This window comes from Streptomyces achromogenes subsp. achromogenes (assembly GCF_000720835.1).
Lineage (GTDB): Bacteria > Actinomycetota > Actinomycetes > Streptomycetales > Streptomycetaceae > Streptomyces > Streptomyces achromogenes.
In genome coordinates this window covers 1-23,734 of record NZ_JODT01000011.1, presented here as the reverse complement: position 1 = coordinate 23,734, position 23,734 = coordinate 1, and the positions used below count along the sequence as shown (strand labels likewise).

Annotated in this window: 30 protein-coding genes; 17 read left to right on the top strand and 13 right to left on the bottom strand. The window is 70.9% G+C overall.

Annotated elements, in window-relative coordinates; genetic code table 11:
- Positions 1-21 precede the first annotated feature (21 nt).
- On the bottom strand, positions 22-261 hold the full coding sequence (locus tag IH25_RS0112910; protein WP_157846968.1) for a hypothetical protein: 240 nt from the start codon (positions 259-261) through the stop codon (positions 22-24).
- Between the two features lie 345 nt (positions 262-606).
- On the opposite strand from IH25_RS0112910, the gene IH25_RS0112905 reads away from it, so the two are divergent.
- From IH25_RS0112905 to IH25_RS43200, 3 genes are all read left to right on the top strand, one after another.
- Positions 607-1,353: a GAF domain-containing protein gene (locus tag IH25_RS0112905; RefSeq protein ID WP_107058375.1), complete on the top strand. Its 747-nt coding sequence runs from the start codon at positions 607-609 to the stop codon at positions 1,351-1,353.
- A 94-nt stretch (positions 1,354-1,447) separates the two neighbouring features.
- Entirely contained in the window at positions 1,448-2,320 is an 873-nt protein-coding gene (locus IH25_RS0112900) for an RpnC/YadD family protein (RefSeq protein ID WP_030607846.1), read from the top strand.
- 190 nt (positions 2,321-2,510) lie between these two features.
- Entirely contained in the window at positions 2,511-2,663 is a 153-nt protein-coding gene (locus IH25_RS43200; protein WP_394298429.1) for a hypothetical protein, read from the top strand.
- Between the two features lie 518 nt (positions 2,664-3,181).
- Here IH25_RS43200 and IH25_RS0112890 read toward each other — a convergent pair.
- Positions 3,182-3,913 (bottom strand): hypothetical protein, encoded by a 732-nt coding sequence (locus IH25_RS0112890; RefSeq protein WP_030607839.1) that lies wholly within the window; start codon positions 3,911-3,913, stop codon positions 3,182-3,184.
- Positions 3,914-3,926: 13 nt separating this feature from the next.
- Positions 3,927-4,070, bottom strand: a complete 144-nt coding sequence (locus tag IH25_RS41170; protein WP_157846967.1) for a hypothetical protein — start codon at positions 4,068-4,070, stop codon at positions 3,927-3,929.
- Positions 4,071-4,491: 421 nt separating this feature from the next.
- Here IH25_RS41170 and IH25_RS0112880 point away from each other — a divergent pair, with 421 nt between their 5' ends.
- From IH25_RS0112880 to rbsD, 5 genes are all read left to right on the top strand, one after another.
- On the top strand, positions 4,492-5,517 hold the full coding sequence (locus IH25_RS0112880; protein WP_030607832.1) for a LacI family DNA-binding transcriptional regulator: 1,026 nt from the start codon (positions 4,492-4,494) through the stop codon (positions 5,515-5,517).
- Positions 5,514-7,052, top strand: coding sequence for a sugar ABC transporter ATP-binding protein (locus tag IH25_RS0112875; protein WP_030607829.1), 1,539 nt, complete (start codon positions 5,514-5,516; stop codon positions 7,050-7,052). The genes IH25_RS0112880 and IH25_RS0112875 overlap by 4 nt, the downstream gene beginning before the upstream one ends.
- Positions 7,042-8,991, top strand: coding sequence for an ABC transporter permease/substrate-binding protein (locus IH25_RS0112870; protein WP_030607826.1), 1,950 nt, complete (start codon positions 7,042-7,044; stop codon positions 8,989-8,991). Before IH25_RS0112875 ends, IH25_RS0112870 begins: the two co-directional genes overlap by 11 nt.
- Positions 8,992-9,078: 87 nt before the next feature.
- Positions 9,079-9,996, top strand: a complete 918-nt coding sequence (locus tag IH25_RS0112865; RefSeq protein WP_030607823.1) for a ribokinase — start codon at positions 9,079-9,081, stop codon at positions 9,994-9,996.
- The gene (rbsD, locus tag IH25_RS0112860) at positions 9,993-10,382 is read left to right on the top strand and encodes a D-ribose pyranase (protein ID WP_030607820.1); all 390 of its coding nucleotides are present in this window, start codon (positions 9,993-9,995) and stop codon (positions 10,380-10,382) included. Before IH25_RS0112865 ends, rbsD begins: the two co-directional genes overlap by 4 nt.
- 43 nt (positions 10,383-10,425) lie before the next feature.
- Here the strand turns inward: rbsD and IH25_RS0112855 are convergent, their stop codons facing one another.
- The gene (locus IH25_RS0112855; protein WP_030607817.1) at positions 10,426-11,334 is read right to left on the bottom strand and encodes a LysR family transcriptional regulator; all 909 of its coding nucleotides are present in this window, start codon (positions 11,332-11,334) and stop codon (positions 10,426-10,428) included.
- A gap of 116 nt (positions 11,335-11,450) precedes the next feature.
- On the opposite strand from IH25_RS0112855, the gene IH25_RS0112850 reads away from it, so the two are divergent.
- A complete protein-coding gene (locus IH25_RS0112850; protein WP_030607815.1) occupies positions 11,451-11,801 on the top strand; it encodes a DoxX family protein in 351 nt (116 codons plus the stop codon).
- A 20-nt stretch (positions 11,802-11,821) separates the two neighbouring features.
- Here IH25_RS0112850 and IH25_RS0112845 read toward each other — a convergent pair whose 3' ends face one another.
- From IH25_RS0112845 to IH25_RS42815, 3 genes are read right to left on the bottom strand one after another with little or no spacing between them, the layout of a single operon-like run.
- Positions 11,822-12,361, bottom strand: a complete 540-nt coding sequence (locus tag IH25_RS0112845) for a GNAT family N-acetyltransferase (RefSeq protein WP_030607812.1) — start codon at positions 12,359-12,361, stop codon at positions 11,822-11,824.
- Between the two features lie 39 nt (positions 12,362-12,400).
- Positions 12,401-12,706, bottom strand: coding sequence for a hypothetical protein (locus IH25_RS0112840; RefSeq protein ID WP_051753907.1), 306 nt, complete (start codon positions 12,704-12,706; stop codon positions 12,401-12,403).
- Positions 12,703-12,828 (bottom strand): hypothetical protein, encoded by a 126-nt coding sequence (locus tag IH25_RS42815; RefSeq protein WP_280842479.1) that lies wholly within the window; start codon positions 12,826-12,828, stop codon positions 12,703-12,705. Before IH25_RS42815 ends, IH25_RS0112840 begins: the two co-directional genes overlap by 4 nt.
- Positions 12,829-13,034: 206 nt before the next feature.
- Between IH25_RS42815 and IH25_RS0112830 the strand changes: the two genes are divergently transcribed.
- From IH25_RS0112830 to IH25_RS0112820, 3 genes are read left to right on the top strand one after another with little or no spacing between them, the layout of a single operon-like run.
- On the top strand, positions 13,035-13,862 hold the full coding sequence (locus IH25_RS0112830; RefSeq protein WP_030607803.1) for a helix-turn-helix domain-containing protein: 828 nt from the start codon (positions 13,035-13,037) through the stop codon (positions 13,860-13,862).
- On the top strand, positions 13,849-14,079 hold the full coding sequence (locus IH25_RS0112825) for a DUF397 domain-containing protein (RefSeq protein WP_030607799.1): 231 nt from the start codon (positions 13,849-13,851) through the stop codon (positions 14,077-14,079). The genes IH25_RS0112830 and IH25_RS0112825 overlap by 14 nt, the downstream gene beginning before the upstream one ends.
- Complete coding sequence (locus IH25_RS0112820) at positions 14,079-15,002, top strand: fructosamine kinase family protein (RefSeq protein WP_030607796.1); 924 nt, start codon at positions 14,079-14,081, stop codon at positions 15,000-15,002. The genes IH25_RS0112825 and IH25_RS0112820 overlap by 1 nt, the downstream gene beginning before the upstream one ends.
- Here the strand turns inward: IH25_RS0112820 and IH25_RS0112815 are convergent.
- Complete coding sequence (locus IH25_RS0112815; protein ID WP_030607793.1) at positions 14,999-15,433, bottom strand: Rrf2 family transcriptional regulator; 435 nt, start codon at positions 15,431-15,433, stop codon at positions 14,999-15,001. The two genes, IH25_RS0112820 and IH25_RS0112815, sit on opposite strands and share 4 nt — an antisense overlap.
- Before the next feature lie 130 nt (positions 15,434-15,563).
- Here IH25_RS0112815 and IH25_RS0112810 point away from each other — a divergent pair, with 130 nt between their 5' ends.
- Positions 15,564-16,319 carry an SDR family NAD(P)-dependent oxidoreductase gene (locus IH25_RS0112810; protein WP_030607790.1) on the top strand — a complete coding sequence of 252 codons (756 nt, stop codon included), beginning with the start codon at positions 15,564-15,566 and terminating at the stop codon, positions 16,317-16,319.
- Between the two features lie 3 nt (positions 16,320-16,322).
- On the opposite strand, the gene IH25_RS0112805 is transcribed toward IH25_RS0112810, so the two are convergent.
- On the bottom strand, positions 16,323-16,751 hold the full coding sequence (locus IH25_RS0112805; RefSeq protein WP_037654854.1) for an ArsI/CadI family heavy metal resistance metalloenzyme: 429 nt from the start codon (positions 16,749-16,751) through the stop codon (positions 16,323-16,325).
- Between the two features lie 79 nt (positions 16,752-16,830).
- Here IH25_RS0112805 and IH25_RS0112800 point away from each other — a divergent pair, with 79 nt between their 5' ends.
- The 3 genes from IH25_RS0112800 to IH25_RS0112790 are packed head-to-tail and all read left to right on the top strand — an operon-like array spanning position 16,831 to position 18,747.
- Complete coding sequence (locus IH25_RS0112800; protein WP_030607783.1) at positions 16,831-17,238, top strand: ArsR/SmtB family transcription factor; 408 nt, start codon at positions 16,831-16,833, stop codon at positions 17,236-17,238.
- The gene (arsB, locus tag IH25_RS0112795) at positions 17,235-18,332 is read left to right on the top strand and encodes an ACR3 family arsenite efflux transporter (protein ID WP_030607781.1); all 1,098 of its coding nucleotides are present in this window, start codon (positions 17,235-17,237) and stop codon (positions 18,330-18,332) included. The genes IH25_RS0112800 and arsB overlap by 4 nt, the downstream gene beginning before the upstream one ends.
- Positions 18,325-18,747 (top strand): arsenate reductase ArsC, encoded by a 423-nt coding sequence (locus IH25_RS0112790; RefSeq protein ID WP_030607778.1) that lies wholly within the window; start codon positions 18,325-18,327, stop codon positions 18,745-18,747. Before arsB ends, IH25_RS0112790 begins: the two co-directional genes overlap by 8 nt.
- 24 nt (positions 18,748-18,771) lie before the next feature.
- Here IH25_RS0112790 and IH25_RS0112785 read toward each other — a convergent pair whose 3' ends face one another.
- Genes IH25_RS0112785 through IH25_RS0112770 form a run of 4 tightly spaced genes read right to left on the bottom strand, consistent with a single transcriptional unit; the run spans position 18,772 to position 22,428 of the window.
- Positions 18,772-19,290, bottom strand: a complete 519-nt coding sequence (locus IH25_RS0112785) for a hypothetical protein (RefSeq protein WP_245172776.1) — start codon at positions 19,288-19,290, stop codon at positions 18,772-18,774.
- Between the two features lie 8 nt (positions 19,291-19,298).
- On the bottom strand, positions 19,299-20,132 hold the full coding sequence (locus tag IH25_RS0112780; RefSeq protein WP_030607772.1) for a sugar phosphate isomerase/epimerase family protein: 834 nt from the start codon (positions 20,130-20,132) through the stop codon (positions 19,299-19,301).
- Positions 20,129-21,280, bottom strand: coding sequence for a dihydrodipicolinate synthase family protein (locus IH25_RS0112775; RefSeq protein ID WP_030607769.1), 1,152 nt, complete (start codon positions 21,278-21,280; stop codon positions 20,129-20,131). Before IH25_RS0112775 ends, IH25_RS0112780 begins: the two co-directional genes overlap by 4 nt.
- On the bottom strand, positions 21,277-22,428 hold the full coding sequence (locus IH25_RS0112770) for a Gfo/Idh/MocA family protein (protein ID WP_030607765.1): 1,152 nt from the start codon (positions 22,426-22,428) through the stop codon (positions 21,277-21,279). Before IH25_RS0112770 ends, IH25_RS0112775 begins: the two co-directional genes overlap by 4 nt.
- A gap of 214 nt (positions 22,429-22,642) precedes the next feature.
- On the opposite strand from IH25_RS0112770, the gene IH25_RS0112765 reads away from it, so the two are divergent.
- The gene (locus tag IH25_RS0112765; protein ID WP_030607762.1) at positions 22,643-23,692 is read left to right on the top strand and encodes a LacI family DNA-binding transcriptional regulator; all 1,050 of its coding nucleotides are present in this window, start codon (positions 22,643-22,645) and stop codon (positions 23,690-23,692) included.
- The last annotated feature ends 42 nt before the right edge of the window (positions 23,693-23,734 follow it).

Genomic DNA, 23,734 nt, shown 5'->3' with positions numbered 1-23,734 from the left:
CTCCGAGGCTGGGCCCGTGCTTCAGCCGGCCTTCTTCTCGTCTCTGTCGCCGGGTGACAGAAGCGTCTTCAGACGCATGAAGAGCGAGGTGCGCGGCTCACTGGATCCGCTCAGGCTCGCTCGTACGCTCTCGAAGTCCATGGAGCGCAGCGCCGTGGCTTTCCGCTTCATGTACTCGGCCGGGTCTCTCTCGAACTCGCGGACCGCGGGGTCCGTGTCTAAGACGACCCCGCTCCATACCTCACTGTGCGCAGTGCTCATGCTCGCGCTCCCCCCCGGGTTCGACTCGGAGGACGGGTGGCTCCCGCCGTTCTGGGTCGGCATGCGCCCTCCAAGCGTTGACGGTACAGTCTCGGCTGATGGCTTGTCAGCGTCAATCCGACGGTATGGCTTACGAATTGACAATCGGCCCGGTTCAAGAGGCCGACATCGTCCCTGAACGAACCGTCCGCCTCCTGGTCACGGCCCGGACACCTTCCGTCACCGTATTGATACCCAGAGACACGCCCACCGAAACGACAGAACCACCCACTTGGCCTAACTCTGCGTGTAGGCTCCGTCGCTATGTCCTTGAGTGGATTACGGGTGGGCTGGGGTACCACGACGATGGGGACGCTGAGCGTCGTCACCTACGTGGCACCGATCGTCCTCGGTCTTGGCCTGAAACTGCCGATATGGCTCGCCATGACCATCATGGGTGTCGGCGTCGTCGCCACGGTGGCCACGGTCATCGTGTCCCGGCGGGAGGCGGTCGCCGCCCGGCGCGACCTGGTCACCGCCGAACAGGCCGCGAAGGTCGCCGCGGAGCGGGCCCGCGGAGCCATGGAAGACGTGCTCACGGTGCTGGTCCACCACATCGGGGAGATCGTCAGCGCGAACAGCAAGAGCACGCGCAGCCAGCTGCAGCAGCAGATGAAGCAGGCCATCGTCTCCCTCACCGCCCAGCTCATCGGACCGCAGAACGCGCGCGCCTGCGTCCTGGAGGTCGACCCGGCGTCCCTGCCAACCGGCGTCCGGGAGATGAAGTGCCTGAACGGCCTGTGGATGGGGCGGGCGGAGGCACCGCGGACGGTGTTCCGCGAGGACCAGGCGCGCGGGGCGTCCCTTTTGAAGCTGATGGACGACCGCAAGAGCACGTTCGTCGAGAACGTCGACGCGCTCGATCCGGCGCTCCGGCCCGAGACGGACTCGTACAAGACCTACATCACCGCCACCATCACGGCCGCCGGCAAGGACGCGTTCGGCGTCCTGTGCGTGGACGCCCCATGCCCCGGAAACCTCCGCAAGGAGGACATCCGCCTGGTGGAGGTCTTGGCCCGCCTGCTGGGCGCGGCGCTGGCGGTACGCCGCTGAAGGCCGCCCGCGCCTCGTGACGGCCCCGCTTCGTGACGGTGCGCGACCTCTCGGACGCCTGGCTCGTTGAGCAGGTCGTACGAAAGGAGAGCTGATGGTCGGCTCGTCACATGAGGCGCTGCACCGGATCTTCCAGAAGGATCCGGAGCTGCTGACGCGGGCGTTGCAGCGGGTGTTGCACGTGCCGTTTCCCCGGCCTACGGAGATCGCGGCGCTGAACGTGGACCTGACGGAGATCGAGCCGGTCGAGCGCCGGGTGGACACGTTGCTGCGGGCGGAGACGGACGAGGGTACGTACCTGCTGGTCGTGGAGTCGCAGGGGAAGGCGGACGAGCGGAAGCGGGGCAGCTGGCCGTACTACTTGTCGTACCTGTACGAGAAGTACCGCTGCGAGCCGGTGCTGATCGTCATCACGCAGAGCAGTTCCACGGCGAAGTGGGCCTCGCGTCCGATCCGGCTGGGTTTCCCGGGCTGGCACTCGCTGTCGGTGCGGCCGTTGGTGCTGGGGCCGGACAACGTGCCGGTGATCGCGGACGAGAAGCAGGCGGAGGCGGATCCCACTCTCGCGGTGCTGTCGGCGATGACACACGGGCGTGGGCCGGGGGCGATGGCCATACTGGAATCCCTGGCATCCGCCCTGCGGACCATCGACTCCGACAGTGCCGCGGTCTTCGCGCAGTTCGTCGACTCATGCCTGGTCGATCCCCAGGCGAAGCAGATGTGGAGGGATCTGATGACGGCCGTCCAGTACTTCTGGCGACACCCGTTGGCTGAACAGGTGCGGGAGGAAGGTCGTATTCAGGACCGGCAGGAGATGACGCTCCGCGTCCTGGAGTGGCGCGGCATCCCGGTGCCCGACGCCGTCCGTGAGCGCGTACTTGCCTGCGCGGACCTCGGCCGACTGGAGGTCTTGGCCCAGCGAGCCGTTCATGCCACGGACGCGGCGGAGTTGTTCGCCGACGAGTGAGCACGTGGGCGTTGGCCACTGTCTCGCCCGGTTCGGACTTGTGGTTCGGCGAATCACGGCTGACCGGCCTTCAAGCGATGCAGAGGGGAAAGACCTGACGGTGGCGATCCGGTACTTCTGGCGACACCCGTTGGCTGAACAGGTGCGGGAGGAAGGTAGGGAGCAGGGGCGCATCCAAAAACAGCAGGAAATGACCCTACGCGTCCTGGAGTGGCGCGGTATCCCGGTGCCCGACGCCGTCCGTGAGCGGGTTATGGCCTGCGAGGATCTCGATCAGCTGGAGCTCTGGGCGCAGCGAGCCGTTCATGCCACGGACGCGGCGGAGTTGTTCGCCGACGAGTGAGCACGTGGCCGTGGGGCCGCTCGCTTCTGGTCAGTGTCGGGCTTCCGCGAGGTGAGTCAAGGGCGCGTTCCGCGTCGGCTTCGCCGATGGGCCTCCGGCCCACCCTTGACACACCTCGCTCCAGCCCGGGGTAGAAGCGAGCGAGCGGCCCGGAGATGCGGTGGGCCCGGCCGGTACCGGGCCCTCGGGTGGGCTACGTGGTGCTGTCGGTGGGGTGGCGCGGTCGCGTCTCGCCTGCACGCCGGGGGCGTTTGGCGGCTACCGGGGCGGTGGATGGTGCGCGGTCGCGTCTCGCCTGCACGCCGGGTTTGCCAAGCGGCTTTCGGGTGGTGGGTGGGGCGCGGTCGCGTGTTGTCGGCGTGCCGGGGTGTTTGGCGGCTTGCGGTGGTGGGGGCTGGTGACCGGCTTGGCCTCTCGTGCGGGTTCCGGTCCCTGCTTTTGGAATGGGTGGTCCAGAAGGCGGGGGTGGGGAGGGCAACCTGGACTGGACGGGGTGTGGCCGGTGGAACGGTTCCGCGTTATCTGCCGTGGCGGGGTTTTTCCTGGCTCTGGGGCAGCGTCAGGGTGATCTGGCGGATCAGTTGCTGGAAACAGGCCAGGGACGCGAACGCGGGAAGCGCGGCGCCGGCGATGCCGGTGACGGTTCGGTCCGCCTGGGCCACGCACAGGATCATCGCGACCGAGGAGAACAGCACGACGATGCACCACGAGTGCACGGCCCTGCGCTGGTGCAGGGCATTGCGCAGGATGGAGAGAGACGCCGCCATCCACGGGCCGTACACGAGAAGGGGCCACCAGGCGATCATTCCGCCGTTCACGCCCGGGGTCGCGTTCCGCAGCGGGCCGTAGGCCGCCATTCCGCCGAATACGCTGACCATCGCCACGAGGACGGACACGAACGCGGCGATCACAAAGCTGCCGGCCCGCATCCACTTGATGTGATTTCTCTGGACGCGCCTCTTCCGGTGTGCCGCTCCGGCAGGGGAATTCCGGCCCGGGGAGAACTGCCCGGCGATCCGCGCCAGTTTCTCCTTCGGGTCCGCGAAGTGGGCGCCGGGTGCGGTCTCGGCGCGGGGCGGCGGGACCGTGACCGTCTGCTCGGTGGGAGCAGCGCCCAAAAGGCTGGCCAGTTCTGCCGCCGGGTCCCAGTAGGCGTCCGGCGGTACCAGCACGTCGTCCGTCGGGTACGGGGCCGCGTCCGCGTACCATTCGCGGCGCACGAAAGAGGAACCCGCGTATTCGTGATTCATAGGAAACCCCCCGTCAGACGCGGTCCAAGTGGCAGTCCGTTTTCTCCTGAGCGCTCCATCTCTCGTCGAGTTCCCTCTGGACCGCCTCCAGCAGCACGAGGAATTCGCCGAGCAGTGCCTCGACCTCCTGCGGGACGGCTCCGCCGGATGGGTGCAATGTTGGACTGAATGTCAGCAAACCGCCCGTCGACCGGCTATCCTTGCCCGTGTCCCGGTGAAGCAGGCCGTGGAACCTCGTCGTCGTCATATTCGGGCTAACGGCACCCCCTCTCCTCCAGATGCGCGGCAAATGAGTGAACGCGGCTCCTGGAAAACGTTACGTAGAGCGTTTTTTCATTTCTGTCATTTCGTCCGTGTGTGCGTCCACCCCTCCGCCCGCGTGCGCGTCCACTCCCCCTGCGTGCCCGCCGGCGGTCCCCGGCGGGGCCCGCCGGTGCCGGTCGGCCCCCGCCGCGCCGGCCTCCACGGTCACGATTGGGTTTCGGCCACCCTCGGCCTCTTGCTCCCGCCCCATGTAATCGATTCCAATCCTCCTACCGCAGGGATGTAATCGATTCCACGAGGAGGTGGAGCCGGCGATGGCGAGCATCAAGGATGTGGCCGCTTCGGCGGGGGTCTCCGTGGCCACCGTGTCACGCGTGCTGAACGGCCATCCGTCCGTCAGCGCCGACGCCCGGGAACGGGTGCTGGCCGCCGTGGCCGCCCTCGGGTACCGGCCGAACGCCGTCGCGCGGTCCTTGCGGACCGACCAGACCCACACGCTCGGGCTCGTCATCAGTGACGTGCTGAATCCTTACTTCACCGAGCTGGCGCGGTCCGTCGAGGAAGAGGCCCGGGCGCTCGGGTACAGCGTCATCATCGGGAACGCCGACGAGCGGCCCGAACTTCAGGACCATCACGTGCGGAACCTGCTGGACCGGCGGATCGACGGGCTGCTCGTCTCCCCCACCGACGGCGGGTCGCCGCTCATGCTGGACGCCATTCGGGCCGGGACCCCGATGGTGTTCGTCGACCGGTGGATCCCCGGCGTGGACGTCCCCGTCGTACGGGCCGACGGGCGGGCCGCCGTGCGGGATCTCGTGGCGCATCTGTACGGGCTCGGGCACCGGCGGCTCGCCATCATCGCCGGGCCCGCCGCCACCACCACCGGCAGTGAGCGCGTCGAGGCCTTCCGGGCCGCCCTCGCCGAGTACGGGCTGCCGCTGCCCGACGCCTATATAGGCCAGGGCGACTTCCAGGCCGAGAGCGGGCGGCGGGTCACCGAGGGGTTCCTCGATCTGCCGGAGCCGCCCGACGTCGTCTTCGCCGCCGACAACCTGATGGCGCTCGGCGCGCTGGACGCCGTACGCGCCCGTGGGCTGCGGGTGCCCGACGATCTGGCGCTGGCCGCGTTCGACGACATCCCGTGGTTCGTGCACACCGATCCGCCGGTCACCGCGATCGCCCAGCCCACCGGTGAGCTGGGGCGGGCCGCCGTACGCGCGCTGGTCGACCGGATCGAGGGGCGCACCCCGCGCTCCGTCACGCTGCCCGCCCGGCTCGTCGTACGCCGCTCGTGCGGTGAGCCCCCCACCCCCTCCCCAGTGCAAAGGAGCACGACGTGAGCAACCCGGACGAGTTGCTGCGCATCGAGGGCATACGGAAGACCTTCCCCGGCGTGGTCGCGCTCGACGGCGTCGACTTCGATCTGCGCCGGGGCGAGGTCCATGTGCTGCTCGGTGAGAACGGGGCCGGCAAGAGCACGCTGATCAAGATGCTCTCCGGCGCCTACACCCCCGACGCCGGCCGGATTCTCGTGGGCGGTGAGGAGGTGCGCGTCCACGGGGCGCAGGACGCCGAACGGCTCGGGATCGCCACCATCTACCAGGAGTTCAACCTGGTGCCCGATCTGACCGTCGCCGAGAACATCTTCCTGGGGCGGCAGCCGCGCCGCTTCGGTCTGATCGACCGGAAGCGGATGGACGACGACGCCGCAACCCTGCTGAAGCGGGTCGGGGTCGATGTCTCGCCCCGGGCGCGGGTGCGGGAACTGGGGATCGCCCGGCTCCAGATGGTCGAGATCGCCAAGGCGCTCAGCCTGAACGCGCGGGTGCTCATCATGGACGAGCCGACCGCCGTGCTCACCTCGGAGGAGGTGGAGAAGCTCTTCGCCATCGTGCGGGGGCTGCGCGCCGACGGGGTGGGCATCGTGTTCATCACCCACCACCTGGAGGAGATCGGCGCCCTGGGCGACCGGGTCACCGTCATCCGGGACGGCAGGAGCGTCGGGCAGGTGCCCGCCTCCACCCCCGAGGACGAGCTCGTCCGGCTGATGGTGGGGCGGTCCATCGAGCAGCAGTACCCGCGGGAGCGGGCCGGGAAGGGCGCCCCGCTGCTGTCCGTGGAGGGGCTGGGCCGGGACGGCGTCTTCCACGACGTGAGCTTCGAGGTGCACGCCGGTGAGGTCGTCGGCATCGCGGGGCTGGTGGGTGCCGGGCGGACCGAGGTCGTGCGGGCCGTGTTCGGCGCCGATCCCTATGACCGCGGGGTCGTCCGGGTCTCGGGCACCGAGCTGCGGCGGCACGACGTGAACGCCGCCATGGACGCCGGGATCGGGCTCGTGCCGGAGGACCGCAAGGGGCAGGGGCTGGTGCTGGACGCCTCCGTCGAGGAGAACCTGGGGCTGGTGACGCTGCGCGCGGCCACCCGGGCGGGGCTCGTGGACCGCAAGGGCCAGCATGCCGCCGCCGAGCGGATCGCCGGGCAGCTCGGGGTGCGCATGGCGGGCCTCGGGCAGTCGGTGCGGACGCTGTCCGGCGGCAACCAGCAGAAGGTCGTCATCGGCAAGTGGCTGCTGGCCGACACCAAGGTGCTGATCCTCGACGAGCCGACGCGCGGGATCGACGTCGGCGCCAAGGTCGAGATCTACCAGCTGATCAACGAACTGACGGCCGCCGGTGCCGCCGTGCTGATGATCTCCAGCGATTTGCCGGAGGTGCTCGGCATGAGCGACCGGGTGCTGGTGATGGCCCAGGGCCGGATCGCCGGCGAGCTGACCGCCGAGCAGGCCACGCAGGACGCGGTGATGTCCCTCGCCGTCTCCACCCCCGTCACCGAGAAGACCGAGAAGACCCAGAAGGAGGCCACCCGTGGCCACTGACACGCTCAAGAGCCGGCCGGGCGCGAGTGGCGCCCCGGGCGGCCTGCGCCGGCTGCTGCTCGACAACGGCGCGCTCACCGCGCTGATCGTCCTCGTCATCGCCCTGTCGGCGCTGTCGGGGGACTTCCTGACCACGGACAACCTGCTGAACATCGGCGTGCAGGCGGCCGTGACGGCCGTCCTCGCCTTCGGTGTGACGTTCGTGATCGTCTCCGCGGGCATCGACCTGTCCGTGGGGTCGGTGGCCGCGCTGTCGGCGACCATGCTGGGCTGGAGCGCCACCTCGCACGGGGTGCCGGTCGCGCTCGCGGTGGTCCTGGCTGTCGCCACGGGTGTCGTCGCCGGTCTGGTGAACGGTTTCCTCATCGCCTACGGCAAGCTGCCGCCGTTCATCGCGACGCTGGCCATGCTGTCGGTGGGCCGCGGTCTGGCGCTGGTGATCTCGCAGGGCTCGCCCATCGCGTTCCCCGGCTCGGTCTCCCACCTCGGGGACACCCTCGGCGGCTGGCTGCCGGTGCCGGTGCTGGTCATGGTGGTGATGGGGGTCGTCGCCGCCGTCGTGCTCGGGCGGACGTACATCGGCCGGTCCATGTACGCGATCGGCGGCAACGAGGAGGCCGCGCGGCTGTCGGGCCTCCGGGTCAAGCGGCAGAAGCTCGCGATCTACGCCCTGTCCGGGCTGTTCGCCGCCGTCGCGGGCGTGGTGCTGGCCGCCCGGCTGTCCTCGGCGCAGCCGCAGGCCGCCGACGGCTACGAGCTGGACGCCATCGCCGCCGTCGTCATCGGCGGTGCCTCGCTGGCGGGCGGCACCGGCAAGGCGTCCGGCACGCTGATCGGCGCGCTGATCCTGGCGGTGCTCAGGAACGGGCTGAACCTGCTGTCCGTCTCCGCGTTCTGGCAGCAGGTCGTCATCGGTGTGGTGATCGCGCTGGCGGTGCTGCTGGACACCGTGCGCCGCAAGGCCGGTGCCGTCCCGGTGGCCGCCGGTGCGGGCGGGCCGAAGGGCAAGCAGGCGGTGACGTACGGGCTGGCGGCGGTGGTCACCGTGGCCGTGGTCGGCGCGACCTCGCTGCTGCACGGCGGTTCGTCGTCGTCGGCGAACCCGCGGCTGGGCTTGTCCCTGTCCACCCTGAACAACCCGTTCTTCGTGCAGATCCGGTCCGGCGCGCAGGCCGAGGCGAAGAAGCTGGGCGTGGACCTGACCGTCACCGACGCCCAGAACGACGCCTCCCAGCAGGCCAACCAGCTGCAGAACTTCACCAGCACCAGCCTGGACGGGATCATCGTCAACCCGGTGGACTCGGACGCGGCGGGCAACTCGGTGAAGGCCGCCGGCAAGGCGGACATCCCCGTCGTCGCCGTGGACCGGGGCGTCAACCACGCCTCGGTGGCCACCCTGGTGGCCTCCGACAACGTCGCCGGCGGTGAGCTGGCCGCGAAGACCGTCGCCGAGAAGCTGGGCGGCACCGGGAAGATCGTCATCCTCCAGGGGCAGGCGGGCACCTCGGCGGCGCGTGAGCGGGCGGCCGGGTTCGCCAAGGGCCTGAAGGCCTACCCGGGCATCCGGGTGCTGGCCCAGCAGCCCGCCGACTTCGACCGCACCAAGGGGCTGGACGTGATGTCGAACCTGCTCCAGGCCCACCCGGACGTGCAGGGCGTCATCGCCGCCAACGACGAGATGGCGCTCGGCGCGATCAAGGCGCTCGGCTCCAAGGCGGGCAAGTCGGTGCAGGTCGTCGGCTTCGACGGCACCCCGGACGGACTGACGGCGGTCAAGGGCGGCACGCTGTACGCGTCGGTCGCCCAGCAGCCCTCGCAGCTGGGCCGGATCGCCGTGGACAACGCCCTGAAGGCGGTCCGGGGCGAGAAGGTGGCGCCGACGGTGAAGGTGCCGGTGAAGGTGGTCACGAAGGACAACGTGGCCGGTTTCACCGGCTGACGGACCACAGCGGGCGGGCCGCCCCGGGGAGTTGCTCCGGGGCGGCCCGCCGGGGTCATCTCTCAGGGGAGTCAGGGGAGTCAACTGATGTACGACTACGACCTGCTGGTCGTGGGTTCGGCCAACGCGGACCTGGTGATCGGCGTCGAGCGGCGGCCGGCCGCGGGCGAGACGGTGCTCGGCGGCGATCTGGCCGTGCACCCGGGCGGCAAGGGCGCCAACCAGGCCGTCGCGGCGGCCCGCCTGGAAGCCCGTACGGCCCTGCTGGCGCGGGTGGGCGACGACGGCCACGGCCGGCTGCTGCTCGACTCCCTGCGCGCGGCCGGGGTGGACACGGTGGGGGTGCTGGTCGGCGGCGCCCCGACGGGCGTGGCGCTGATCACCGTGGACCCGTCCGGGGACAACAGCATCGTGGTGTCGCCGGGCGCCAACGGGCGGCTGCGGCCGGAGGACGTCCGGACGGCCACGAGCCTGTTCCACGCCTCCCGGGTGGTGTCGGCGCAGCTGGAGATCCCGCTGGAGACGGTCGTGGAGGTGGTGCGGAACCTGGCGCCGGGCAGCCGCTTCGTGCTGAACCCGTCCCCGCCGCGCGAGCTGCCCACGGAGGTGCTGGCGGCCTGTGACCCGCTGATCGTCAACGAGCACGAGGCCCGGGTGATCCTCGGGGACGCCCGGGTGGGCGACGACCCGGCGGACTGGGCCCGGCTGCTGCTGGCCAAGGGGCCGCGCTCGGTGGTGGTGACGCTGGGCGCGCGCGGGGCGCTGGTGTGCGACGGCTCGGGGACGGCCCTGGTGCCGTCGGTGAAGGTGGACGCGGTGGACACGACGGGCGCGGGCGACGCGTTCACCGCCGCGCTGGCCTGGCGGCTGGGTGCGGGCGCGGGCCTGGCGGAGGCGGCGGCGTACGCGGCCCGGGTGGGCGCGGCGGCCGTCACGCGGCGGGGCGCGCAGGAGTCGTACCCGACGGCGGCGGAGGTCGAGGCGCTGGGGGGTGACGCGCGGTGAAGAAGGCGGGGATCCTGAACCGGCACCTGTCCGGGGCGCTGGCCGGACTCGGGCACGGGCACGGGGTGCTGGTGTGCGACGCGGGCATGCCGATACCCGACGGGCCCCGGGTGGTGGACCTGGCGTTCCGCGCCGGGGTGCCGTCCTTCGCCGAGGTCCTGGACGGACTGCTGGCGGAGCTGGTGGTGGAGGGCGCCACGGCGGCGGAGGAGGTCCGCACGGCCAACCCGGCGGCGACGGCCCTGCTGGAGAGCCGCCTCCCTGATCTGGCCTACGTGCCGCACGAGCGCCTGAAGGACCTCTCGTGCGGCGCCCGGCTGATCGTGCGGACCGGGGAGGCACGCCCGTACGCGAACGTGCTGCTGCGGTGCGGGGTGTTCTTCTGAGCTGCGGGGGTGTTCTTCTGAGGTGACGGCGCCGGCCGGGTGATCAGCCGGCGCCGTCCTCCGTCCACGGTCCGTCCAGGCAGCAGCGGACGAAGTCCTGGACGACGGGATCGGCGTCGTGGGCGGCGGCCCAGGCGACCGCGACCCGGCTGGGGCTGACGCCGGTGACGGGGCGGTAGGTGATGCCGGGGCGGGCGTAGAAGCGGGCGGCGGACGCGGGGGCGAGGGCGATGCCGTAGCCGTTGGCGATGGCGCTGAGCCAGTCGTCCGGCTGGTCGGTGACGGCGCCGATCCGGACCGGGTGGCCCTCGCGCTCGTCGGCGGCGAGCCAGTGGTCCCGCCACCGGCCGGTCTCGGGCGGGGCGGCCACGAACGGCTCGTCCCACAGGTCCCGGAAGGGGATCGTGTCGCGCGCGGCGAGAGGGTGCCCCTCGGGGAGGGCGACCCAGCGGGGCTCGGTGAACAGGACCGCTGTCCGCAGCGCGTCCTGGCCGGTGAGGGGCAGCCGCAGCAGGGCCGCGTCCACCTCCCCGTCGGCGAGCCCGGCGCTCGGGTTCGACCAGGTGGCCTGCCGCATCTCCACCCGCCAGCCCGGCCGGCGCCGGGTGAACTCCGTGATGATGCGCGGGGTCGCCTCGTTGGCGGCGCTGGCCAGGAAGCCGACCCGCAGCGAGCGGGCGGCCCGGCGGGCGGCGCTCCTGGTCTCCCGCAGCGCCTGGTCCCAGCCGGCCAGCAGGGCGGGCGCTCGCTCCGCCAGGGTGCGGCCCGGTTCCGTGAGGGCCATGCCGGTGCGGGACCGCGTGAACAGCCGTACTCCGAGCCGGGTCTCCAGTTGCCTGATCTGCTTGGTGAGCGCCGGCTGGGACACGAACAGCCGTTCCGCGGCGCGGGTGAGGGTGCCCTCCTCCGCCACGGCGACGAAGCAGCGCAGCAGCCGCAGGTCCACATCCATGCCTCCAGGTTATGGAGACAGGTATTGGACACCGCTCAGGGGCTCGCAGAGGCTGGTCGTGGGGGGCTTACCGGGCTCGCCGGACTCACGATGCGCTCGACCGAAAGACGTGGCCCATGTACACCGCCTACGCGATCACCACCGCGATCACCCTCCTGGCCAACGCCGGAATCGCCGTCGCGGACTTCCTCGGAGCCGGGTTCGTCCTCGCCAACTCGGCCGAGGTCGGCGTCCCGCGCACCTGGCTCCCGTGGCTCGCCACGCTCAAGGCCGCCGGAGCCGCCGGTCTCCTCCTCGGGCTGGCGGGTGTCCCGTTCATCGGCGTCGCCGCCGCGACGGGGCTCGTCCTGTTCTTCGTCGGCGCCGTCGCCGCGCACATCCGTGCCCGCGTGTACGACGACATCGCCTTTCCCGGGGCCTACCTGGCCCTGGCCGCCGCGTCCCTCGTCCTGGCCGTCGTGCGGTAGGCGTCGCCCCGGCGAGCGGCTCACCGGGTGCGGGCGTACCGCTCCGACGACAGCTCGAAGACCCTGACCCGCCGGCCGCCGGCGGGGGTCACGGTCTCCCGCTCCAGGCGCATCCCCAGTTTCGCCGTGATCCGTTCGGATGCCTCGTTGCCCACCTGGACGATGCTGAGGATCCGCTCCAGTCCCAGTTCTCCGAAGCCGAACCGCACGGCGGCCGCGCCGGCCTCGGTGGCCAGGCCCTGCCCCCAGTGGGCACGTCCCAGCCGCCAGCCGACCTCGACCGCCGGCAGTACCTCCGGCAGGAAGTCGGGCACCGAAAAACCGGTGAACCCGGCCAGTTCGCCGGTGGCCCGGACCTCCACGGCGAACAGGCCGAAGCCCCGTGTCTCCCATCCCTCGTCCCAGGCGCGGACCTTGTCGCGCGTCTGCTGTTCATCGAGGACGCTGCCGTCACGGATCCACCGCATGACCTCGGGGTCGGCGTTGACGGCGGCCATGGGCTCGACGTCCTCCTCGCGCCAGCGGCGCAGGACCAAACGGGGAGTCTCCAGCGTGACCATCAGGTCATTCTGGATCAGGGACAGGCGGCCCCGCCATCCTCAACCGCCGCTCGACAACCGCGCTCCCCTGCTCACCGCGACCCGCGTGACCTCCCGCAGGGATTCGGCCAACCGCCGCGCCAGGTAGTGCAGTTCCAGGTCCGTCAGCCGGTGCTCCGCGAGCAGCTCGGCCGCGTGGTCGATCAGCTCGCCGGCCATCCCGAGCTGCACGCTCTCGATCTCGTCCGCGAGCCGGGACACGTAGCCCGTGCCGTCGCCCAGCACGTAGCAGGGCTTGCCCCCGTCACCGGTCCAGGGCAGCAGGCGCCCGTCCGCCGGCGGGTCGTCGTACGTCCGGTCGTTCATGCGTAGGTCTCCACCAGGTCGAGATACGGGCGGACCAGCGGGCTGTCCTCCCCGCGCAGGGGAGCCTCGCCCCTGCGGTACGTGGTGGGGGCGCCGACGTACGGGCACGAGTACGGGGACACGTCCGTGTACGGCGGAGCTGTGACCGGCCTACGGCGCCGACGCGACGGCCTGACCAGCCGGGCCAGGAGACGAACCATGCCGACCTGCTTTCTCACCTGCGGTGACTGCGGTGTGTGCTGATTTCCTCACAGAGTGGGGTCGGTTGTGGCTACGCTGCCAGGGGCGGGGGGTTGACATTGCGCCTGTCACCAAGGGAGTTGGCCGGATGAGCGTTGTCCGCAGGCCGAAGACGCCGCGCGAGAAGTACGGGGAGGAGCTGAGGCTGCGGCGCATCGCGGCCGGGCTCACGCAGGAGCAACTGAGCGAGATCGTGGTCTGCTCACCGACGTTGATCAGTCACTGGGAGGCGGGGAGACGGCTTCCCAAGCCGGATGACGCCCGTCGGATCGACCAGGCGTTGGGGACGGATGGGTTCTTCGAGAGGTGGCTGGAGGATTTGGAGAGCCAGTACTTCGCCCCTCGCTTCGCTGCCGCCCGCGAGCTGGAGCAACACGCTTCGCTGATCCAGTTGTTCGCCCTGACGCTCGTTCCCGGGTTGCTTCAGACACCGGGTTACGCACGGGCCGTGTTCACGGCCTACCACCCCAACTACACAGACGAGGAGCTTGACAGGGAGGTTGTCATTCGAACGAGTCGCGCCGAAATCCTGGAAGGACCATCAGCTCCTGTCATTTGGACGTTGCTCGACGAGGCCGTGCTTCGCCGCCCGGTAGGTGGCCCTCACACCATGGGGGAACAGCTGCACAAAATCGCCGACATGGCCGAGGCACGGCGGATTCGGCTTCATGTCCTTCCCTACCGGGTCGGCGCGCATCCGCTCATGACGAGCCTGCTCACTTTGATGAGCTTCGATGATTCCGCTCCAGTGGCGTACGTCGACGCGTTCGAAACCGGGCGACTGATCGATGATCCGTCGGTGGTGAGTTCCTGCCAGACGTCCTACGCTCTGGCGCTGAGCGACGCCTTGTCGCAGCAGGAGTCACTGGCCCTCGTCAGAGCCGCCGCGAAGGAACACGCACATGATCAGCAGTGAGCGCACCATCCCCAACTCGTCCACACTCACTGGCTGGTACAAGTCCAGCCACAGCGACGGCAGCCAATCGGAATGCCTTGAGGTCGCCCGCGGCCACACTCACGTACCCGTCCGTGACAGCAAGGCCGTCACCGGGCCCGCCGTGCTCTTCTCCCTGGACGGCTGGATGGAGTTCGTAACGGCCGTCAAGAAGGGCCGGCTCCCACACACCCAGTAATGAACACACCGTCCCAAAACCCGCCCGGCACGCCGGAGATACTTGTCGAGCGGCTCCGTGACGCAGGTTATGCGGCGGAAGCCGTGGAAGAGGCCGCCGGAGGAGTGGTCGCCGTCGCGGGGCTGGTCACCCTCCAGGACGGCACTCAGGCATTCGCGAAGACCATACTGGGGCCGGATTCCGACGTATTCGCAGTCGAGTCCGCCGGCTTGGCCGAGCTCCGCAGCCGTGGAGGGGTGAACACGCCGGACGTGCTGTACGTCTCTCCCCGGCTGCTCGTACTCGAAAGAATGCGGCCGCGCCGGGACCACGAACACTTCTGGGAACGGCTCGCTCACATGGTCGCCGCCCTGCACATGTCCACCGTCACGGAGCGGTTCGGCTGGCACCGCGACGGCCGGCTGGGCCGCATGCGTCAGGACAACACCTGGGAGACGGACGGCCACACGTTTTTCGCGGAACGGCGCATCCTGCGCTGGCTGCCGGAGCCACTGGTCGAGGCCGCGTTCGACCGTGAAGAGCGCCGGGCCCTGGAACGGCTGTGTGGGTCCCTGCCCGAACTGATCCCGCCCCAGCCCCCCTGTCTGACCCATGGCGACCTGTGGCGGGAGAACATCGTCGCCACCGGTGACGACGCCCCGGTGCTCATCGACCCCGCGGTGTCCTATACCTGGCCGGAGGTCGACCTCAGCATGCTGTGGTGCTCGCCGCGCCCGGTCGCCGCGGACCGCTTCTTCGCCGCGTACCGGGAGATCGCCGGACTCCAGGACGGCTGGGAGGCACGCATGCCGGTCCTGCACCTTCGGGAACTCCTGAGCACGATCGCGCACGGTGACGACGACTGGGGCGCGGCTGAAGCAGTCCGAGAGATCGTGAGGCCGTTCCGAACGCAACCCGGCGCACCTGCGCGGCCAGAGCGCTAGCGAGGTGCCGCGAGTACGTCCTGGAGTACGTCCGCGAGCGTGACGCGGGCCAGTTCCTGCCTCAGGGTCTGCTCGATGCCCTCGTAGACGCTCCGCATCGCCGGCTGGATGCCGCGGCCCACCACGCATTCCTGGTCCGGTGTGGTGCGGTGCATGGCGAACAGCGGGCCGGGTTCCACCGCCTCGTACACGTCGAGCAGGGTCATCGACTCCAGTTCGCGCGCCAGTGACCAGCCCGCGCCCACGCCCCGCCGGGACTCCACGAGCCCGGCCCTGCGCAGTTCGCCGAGCAGTCGCCTGATGACCACCGGGTTGGTGTTCGCGCTGGTCGCGATCTGCTCGGAGGTGGCGACCTCATGGCCCTGGCGCTGGTAGAGGCCGATCCAGGCCAGCGCGTGGGCGGCGATGGTCAGCCTGCTGTTGGCGCTCATGGGTCCCTCACCTCTCGGCCGCAACGCTTCATGTTACGACGGGGCAGTCGTAACAGCTATAGTTGCATCAGTCGGTCGTAACAATTAGCGTTGCGACTGTCGGCAAGAGTCGATCAACGAGGTGAGAAGAATGAGCAAGCCACTCGCGGGCAAGGTCGCCCTGGTCACCGGAGGGTCGCGCGGACTGGGAGCCGCGACCGTACGGCTGCTGGCCGAGCAGGGCGCCGACGTCGCCTTCACCTACGTCAGCTCCGAGAAGCAGGCGCAGGCTGTCGTGGACGAGGTACTAGGCAAGGGAGTCAAGGCCGTCGCCTTCCAGGCCGACCAGGCGGACACGAGCCGGGCGCCGGCGCTCATCGATGACGTGGTCGCGCACTTGGGCGGGCTGGACATCCTCGTCAACAACGCGGCGATCTCGGTGGAGCAGGGCCGCAGGGTGGACGACCCGGACGCCGACACCGCCGCGCTGGACCGGATGCACGCCACCAACTACCTCGGCGTGATCGCCGTCATCCGGGCCGCCTCCCGGGTGCTGCGCACGGGCGGCCGCATCATCACGGTGAGTTCCGGCCTCGGCTCCCGGGTCGGCGCCCCCGGCCTCGCCGACTACGCGGCGACCAAGGCCGGGATCGAGAGGTACACCATGGGCGTCGCACGCGACCTCGGGCCCCGGAACATCACGGCCAACGTCGTGGAGGCCGGGCTGATGGAGGGCGGCATGCAGCCGCCGGACCCCGAGACCCTCAACGCCCTGCTCGGCTCGCTGTCGCTGCAACGCATGGGGCACCCCGACGAGATCGCCGCGGCCATCGCCTTCCTGGCGAGCCCCGCCGCGTCGTACGTCACCGGCGCGGTGCTGGACGCCCACGGCGGCTACAACGCCTGAACCTCAGCGGACCGGGCAGCAGCCGTCGCCGCTCGCCCCGGCCCGGGCACTCTTGCCGAGGGTGTCGGCGTCGGCCTTGACCACGTAGACCTCCCAGGGTTCCCGGCCGGGGCCGTGGACCCAGACCTTGTCCTGGAGGGCATAGCAGCAGGAGGTGTCGTTCTCCTCGGACGTGGCCAGGCCGGCGTCCTTGAGGCGACCGGCCGCCGCGGCGACCTGGCCGGCGGACTCGACCTCGATGCCGAGATGGTCCAGGCGGGTCTCCTGGCCGGGCTCGCCCTCGATGAGGACGAGCTTGAGCGGGGGTTCGGCGAGGGCGAAGTTGGCGTACCCCTCGCGCCGCTTGGCCGGTTCGGTGCCGAACAGCTTCGCGTAGAAGGTGATCGACGCCTCCAGGTCGCTGACACGCAGGGCGAGCTGAGCGCGAGGCATGGCGGTGCTCCCATCCGGTTGTATTGATGTCCGTCGATGCAACATTGCGCGCTGGATCGAAGACTGTCAACATAGACGCATGTCAAAGCAAGAGCTTGTGGTGGTGGAGGCGACCGGCGGGGGCGACACGTGCTGCCCGGGGCTGCTGACCGCCCCGCTGGACGAGGAACAGGCCGTCGATCTGGCGAGGGTCTTCAAGGCGCTCGGCGATCCGGTCCGTCTGCGACTGCTGTCGATGATCGCCTCGAAGGCGGGCGGCGAGGTCTGCGTGTGTGACCTGACCCCGGCCTTCGACCTGTCGCAGCCGACCATCTCGCACCACCTCAAGCTGCTGCGGCAGGCCGGTCTGATCGACTGCGAGCGGCGGGGGACGTGGGTGTACTACCGGCTGCTGCCGGAGACGACCGACCGCCTCGCGGGCCTCCTGACCCGCCCCGCCGGCACCCCGCTGCCCGACCGCCGCGTCAGGGCAGGTGCCGTCTCGTGAACACCGCCGTACCCGAACAGAGCGTGGCCGGACGGCTGTCGTTCCTGGACCGCTACCTGGCCGTGTGGATCCTCGCCGCCATGGCCGTGGGCCTCGGCCTGGGCCGCCTGGTCCCGGGGCTCGGCGACGCGCTGGCCGCCGTGACGGTCAGCGGGGTGTCCCTGCCGATCGCGCTGGGCCTGCTCGTGATGATGTACCCGGTGCTGGCCAAGGTCCGCTACGACCGGCTCGGCACCGTGACACGGGACCGGCGCCTGCTGCTGCCCTCGCTGCTGCTGAACTGGATCGTCGGCCCGGCCCTCATGTTCGCGCTGGCCTGGCTGTTCCTGGCGGACCTGCCCGAGTACCGCACCGGGCTGATCATCGTCGGTCTCGCCCGCTGCATCGCCATGGTCGTCATCTGGAACGACCTGGCCCGCGGGCACCGGGAAGCGGCGGCCGTCCTGGTCGCGCTCAACTCCGTGTTCCAGGTGATCGCGTTCTCCGCGCTCGGCTGGTTCTACCTCCAGGTCCTGCCCGGCCTGCTCGGCCTGGAGCAGAGCGGACTCGACGTGTCCGTGTGGGAGATCGCCCGCAGCGTGCTGGTCTTCCTCGGCGTCCCGCTCGCGGCCGGCTACCTGACCCGCCGCCTCGGCGAGAAGCTCAAGGGCCGTGCCTGGTACGAGGCGGAGCTGATCCCGCGCATCGGTCCGTACGCCCTGTACGGGCTGCTGTTCACGATCGTCGTCCTCTTCGCCCTCCAGGGCGACGCCATCACCGGCCGGCCGTTCGACGTGGCCCGCATCGCGCTGCCGCTGCTGGTCTACTTCGCGCTCATGTGGGCCGGGTCCATGCTGCTGGGCAGGGCCGTCGGCCTCGATCACCCGCGGGCCACCACGCTCGCCTTCACCGCCGCGGGCAACAACTTCGAGCTGGCCATCGCCGTCGCCATCGCCACCTTCGGCGCCGCCTCGGGACAGGCCCTGGCCGGCGTCGTCGGACCGCTCATCGAAGTCCCCGCACTGATCGGACTCGTCCACGTGGCCCTGTACGCGCGCCGCTACTTCACCGGCCCGACCGCCCCCGCACCACAGGAAGAGCCCACCCATGCCTGACACCCCGCCGCGACCGTCGGTGCTGTTCGTCTGCGTCCACAACGCCGGACGCTCGCAGATGGCCGCCGCCTTCCTCACCCACCTCGCCGGTGACCGCGTCCAGGTGCGCTCCGCGGGTTCCGCCCCGGCCGGCATGGTCAATCCGGCCGTGGTCGAAGCGCTCGCCGAGGTCGGCATCGACATCTCCGCCGAGGTGCCCAAGGTACTGACCGTGGAAGCCGTACAGGCTTCCGACGTCGTCATCACCATGGGCTGCGGCGACACCTGCCCCGTCTTCCCCGGCAAGCGCTACCTCGACTGGCGCCTCCCCGACCCGGCCGGCCAGGGCGTCGACGCCGTCCGCCCCATCCGCGACGAGATCGAACAACGCGTCCGCGCCCTGCTCGACGAGATCGCACCGACGGCCCGCGCCTGAACGGCACGTTGGACGCCACGTGTCTCACCCTCCGGGCGGGCCGAACGCTTCCGTCACCGCCCGGCTGTACGCCTTGAACGTCCGGGGTCGCAGCGGAGCCAGGTACGCGACCACGCGGGCCAGTTCGTCCGGGTCCGCCAGGCGAGGCAACCGCTTCTCCCGTACGGCATGAGACAGCAGTTCCTCCAGCAGCACCACCTCGGTCGGGCTGTAGAGGCCGGAGTGCAGGGCGAAGCGGAGGGTGGAGTCCTCGTACGGGTGGCGCAGGGTCATGTGCAGGTAGCCGTGGCCATGGCCCTTCCAGGGGCCCGGGAGGGCGTTGGACAGGCCGAATCCATTGCCCCGGTGCGGGTACTTCACGCCCAGGGTGACGCGCATGCCCAGCATGATCCTGGACCAGGGGACCAGCAATCCCTCGGTGTCCCGCTCGTGCTGGTGGAGCCCTTCCGCACGGAACTCCACCCACGGTCCGTCCGGCCGCCGGGCGTCCCCCAGGACCCAGCGGCCGTCGATCCGCTCCAGCGGACCCAGCATGTCGGTCATGTCTCTTATCAGATCACATGTGCGAGGAACCGTTCGGCCGTCTCCGCCAGTACCTCCCGTCCGTCCCGTGCCCACAACCCCTCGTTGAAGAGCTCCACTTCGATGGGTCCGGTGTAGCCGGCCGCCTCGACGTAGCCCTTCCACTCCCGCATGTCGATCGCGCCGTCGCCGATCTGGCCGCGGCCGTTGAGGACGCCCTCGGGGAGGGGAGTGGTCCAGTCGGCGAGCTGGAAGGTGTGGATGCGGCCCGCCGCGCCGGCGCGGGCGATCTGGGCGGGGGCCTGGTCGTCCCACCAGATGTGGTACGTGTCCACGGCCACCCCGACCTGGTCCGCCGGGAAGCGTTCGGCGAGGTCCAGGGCCTGGGTGAGGGTGGAGACCACGCAGCGGTCGGCCGCGTACATGGGGTGCAGGGGCTCGATGGCGAGGCGTACGCCGCGGTCGGCCGCGTACGGCGCCAGGACGGCCAGGGCGTCGGCGATGCGTTCACGGGCGCCGTGCAGGTCCTTGCTGAACAGCGGGAGGCCGCCGGAGACCAGGACCAGGGTGTCCGTGCCGAGCGCGGCGGCCTCCTCGATGGCCGCGTGGTTGTCGCCCAGCGCCTCCATCCGCTCGACCGGTTCGGTCGCCGTGAGGAAGCCGCCCCGGCACAGCGTCGTCACCGTCAGGCCCGCGTCCCGGACCAGCTTGGCCGCCGCCTCCACGCCGTACGCCTGGACCGGCTCCCGCCACAGGCCCACGTTGCTGACACCCAACCGGACGCAGGCGTCGACCAGTTCGGGCAGGGAGAGCTGCTTCACCGTCATCTGGTTGACGGAGAAGCGGGCGAGGTCGGGGTTCATCGGGTCACTCCGTACAGCGACAGCAGGGTCCTCATGCGTTCCTCGGCCAGTTTGGGGTCGGGGAACAGGCCCAGGGTGTCGGCCAGTTCGTAAGCGCGGGCCAGGTGTGGGAGGGAGCGGGCCGACTGCAGGCCGCCGACCATCGCGAAGTGGTCCTGGTGGCCCGCGAGCCAGGCGAGGAGGACCACGCCCGTCTTGTAGAAGCGGGTCGGGGGCTGGAACAGGTGGCGGGACAGCTCCACCGTGGGGTCCAGCAGGGCGCGGAAGCCCGGCACGTCGCCGGTGTCCAGGACCCGTACCGCCTGCGCCGCCAGCGGGCCCAGCGGGTCGAAGATGCCGAGCAGGGCGTGGCTGAAGCCCTGGTCGTCGCCCGCGATCAGCTCCGGGTAGTGGAAGTCGTCGCCGGTGTAGCAGCGCACGCCGTGCGGGAGGCGGCGCCTGAGGTCGACCTCGCGCCGGGCGTCCAGGAGCGAGATCTTGACGCCGTCGACCTTGTCCGGGTGGGCGGCGATCACCTCCAGGAAGGTGCCGGTGGCCGCGTCCAGGTCGGACGAGCCCCAGTAACCCTCCAGGGCCGGGTCGAACATCGGGCCCAGCCAGTGCAGGATCACCGGCTCGGCGGCCTGGCGCAGCAGATGGCCGTAGATCTCCAGGTAGTCCTCGGGGCCGCGGGCGGCGGCGGCCAGGGCGCGGGAGGCCATGACGATGGCCTGGGCGCCCGCCTCCTCGACCACGGCCAGCTGCTCCTCGTAGGCCGCGCGGATCTCGGCGAGGGTACCGGCGGGCAGTTGGTCGGTGCCGACGCCGCAGGCGATCCGGCCGCCCACGGTACGGGCCTCGGCCGCGCTGCGCCGGATCAGTTCGGCCGCGCCCGCCCAGTCCAGGCCCATGCCGCGCTGGGCGGTGTCCATCGCCTCCGCGACGCCGAGCCCGTGGGACCACAGGTGGCGGCGGAAGGCGAGGGTGGCGTCCCAGTCGACGGCGGCGGGCGAGTCGGGCGTGACGTCCGCGAAGGGGTCGGCGACGACGTGCGCCGCCGAGAAGACCGTACGGGAGGTGAAGGGGGTGCCGGGCGTGAAGGCGAGCGGCTCGGTGCGGGGTTCGTAGGCGCGCAGGGTGCCGTCGGCGGCGGGGAGGTGGAGGGTCACAGCGCGATCTCCGGGACGTCGATGCGGCGGCCCTCGGCGGAGGACCGCAGGCCCAGTTCGGCGAGCTGGACGCCGCGGGCGCCGGCCAGCAGGTCCCAGTGGTAGGGGGCGTCGGCGTAGACGTGCTTGAGGAACAGCTCCCACTGGGCCTTGAAGCCGTTGTCGAACTCGGCGTTGTCGGGCACCTCCTGCCACTGGTCGCGGAAGACCTCGGTGGCGGGGATGTCCGGGTTCCACACCGGCTTCGGGGTGGCGCTGCGGTGCTGGACGCGGCAGCTGCGCAGGCCGGCCACGGCCGAGCCTTCCGTGCCGTCGACCTGGAACTCCACCAGTTCGTCGCGGTGGACGCGCACGGCCCAGGAGGAGTTGATCTGGGCGATGGCGCCGCCCTCCAGCTCGAAGATGCCGTAGGCGGCGTCGTCCGCGGTGGCGTCGTAGGGCTTGCCCTGTTCGTCCCAACGCTGCGGGATGTGGGTGGTGGCCAGCGCCTGGACGGACGTGACCCGGCCGAACAGTTCGTGCAGCACGTACTCCCAGTGCGGGAACATGTCGACGACGATGCCGCCGCCGTCCTGGGCGCGGTAGTTCCAGGAGGGGCGCTGGGCGGGCTGCCAGTCGCCCTCGAAGACCCAGTAGCCGAACTCGCCGCGCACGGAGAGGATCCGGCCGAAGAAGCCGCCGTCGATGAGGCGCTTCAGCTTCAGCAGGCCCGGCAGGAAGATCTTGTCCTGGACGACGCCGTGCTTGACGCCCTTGTCGTGGGCGAGGCGGGCCAGCCCGAGCGCGCCGTCCAGGCCGGTGGCGGTGGGCTTCTCGGTGTAGACGTGCTTGCCGGCCGCGATCGCCTTGGCGAGGGCCTCCTCGCGGGCGGAGGTGACCTGGGAGTCGAAGTAGAGGTCGACGGACGGGTCCGCGAGGACGGCGTCCAGGTCGGTGGAGACGTGCTCCAGGCCGTGCCGGCCGGCGATCTCCCGCAGGGCGTGCTCGCGGCGGCCGAGCAGGATCGGTTCGGGCCACAGCACGGTGCCGTCGCCGAGGTCGAGTCCGCCCTGCTCGCGCAGGGCGAGGATGGACCGGACGAGGTGCTGGCGGTAGCCCATGCGCCCGGTCACGCCGTTCATGGCGATTCGCACCGTCTTGCGTGTCACGTGAGTCCCTTTCGCGGTCCGGTGTAGCAAGCGCTTTCTACAAGGTGAGAAGCTAGCCTCTGGACGTGGTCTGTACAAGACCGCCGCCCGGGCCGAGTTGTTCGAGGGGGCGAACAAGCGGGGGGCGTTGGCCGTAAGGTCTGCTCGGAACCAGGACACAGCCCTGGCTGTCTACGAGGGCGTACGACACGACGCGTGACCGGAGGACGACGAGATGACCGTGACCCTGGCGGACGTGGCGGCCCGCGCCCAGGTCTCCCCCGCGACGGTGTCGCGCGTACTGAACGGCAACTACCCGGTCGCCGCCGCCACCCGGGAACGGGTGCTGCGGGCGGTGGACGAACTGGACTACGTCCTCAACGGCCCGGCCAGCGCGCTCGCCGCGGCCACCTCCGACCTGGTCGGCATCCTCGTCAACGACATCGCCGACCCCTTCTTCGGGATCATGGCCGGTGCGATCCAGGGCGAGATCGGCGGGCCCGGCGGGCGCGCGGGCGGGGAGCGGCTGGCGGTCGTCTGCAACACCGGCGGGTCGCCCGAGCGGGAGCTGACCTATCTGACGCTGCTCCAGCGGCAGCGGGCCGCGGCCGTGGTGCTGACCGGCGGGGCCGTGGAGGACGCGCCGCACGCGGCGGCGGTGGCGGCGAAGCTGCGGAAGCTCGCGGACGCCGGGACCCGGGTGGTGCTGTGCGGGCGCCCGCCGGCGCCGGACACCGACGCCGTCGCGCTCACCTTCGACAACCGGGGCGGCGCCCGCGCGCTGACCGCCCATCTGCTCGGCCTCGGCCACCGCCGGCTGGGCTACATCGCCGGGCCCGTGGAACGCACGACCACCCGGCACCGCCTGGAGGGCCACCGGGCCGCGCTCGCGGCGGCGGGCGTCGAGGAGGACCCGCGCTGGACGGTGTACGGCCGCTACGACCGCCAATCCGGCTACGAGGCCACCCTGGAGCTGCTGCGCCGGGATCCGTCGCTGACGGCGATCGTGGCCGCGAACGACTCCGTCGCCCTCGGCGCGTGCGCCGCGCTGCGCGAGTCCGGGCGGCGCATCCCCGAGGACGTGTCGGTGGCCGGCTTCGACGACCTTCCCTTCAGCATCGACGCGGTCCCGTCCCTGACGACGGTCCGCCTGCCCCTCGCGGAGGCGGGCGCCCGCGCGGGCCGCATCGCGATGGGCCGCGAGGAGCCCCCGCCGGGCGGGATCGCCTCGGTGCGCGGGGAGTTGATGGTGCGGGGGTCCACGGGGGTGCCGCGGGCGTCCTGAGGCGGTGGGTGGTCTCCGGGGGTGCGGGTGGGTGGTCTCCGG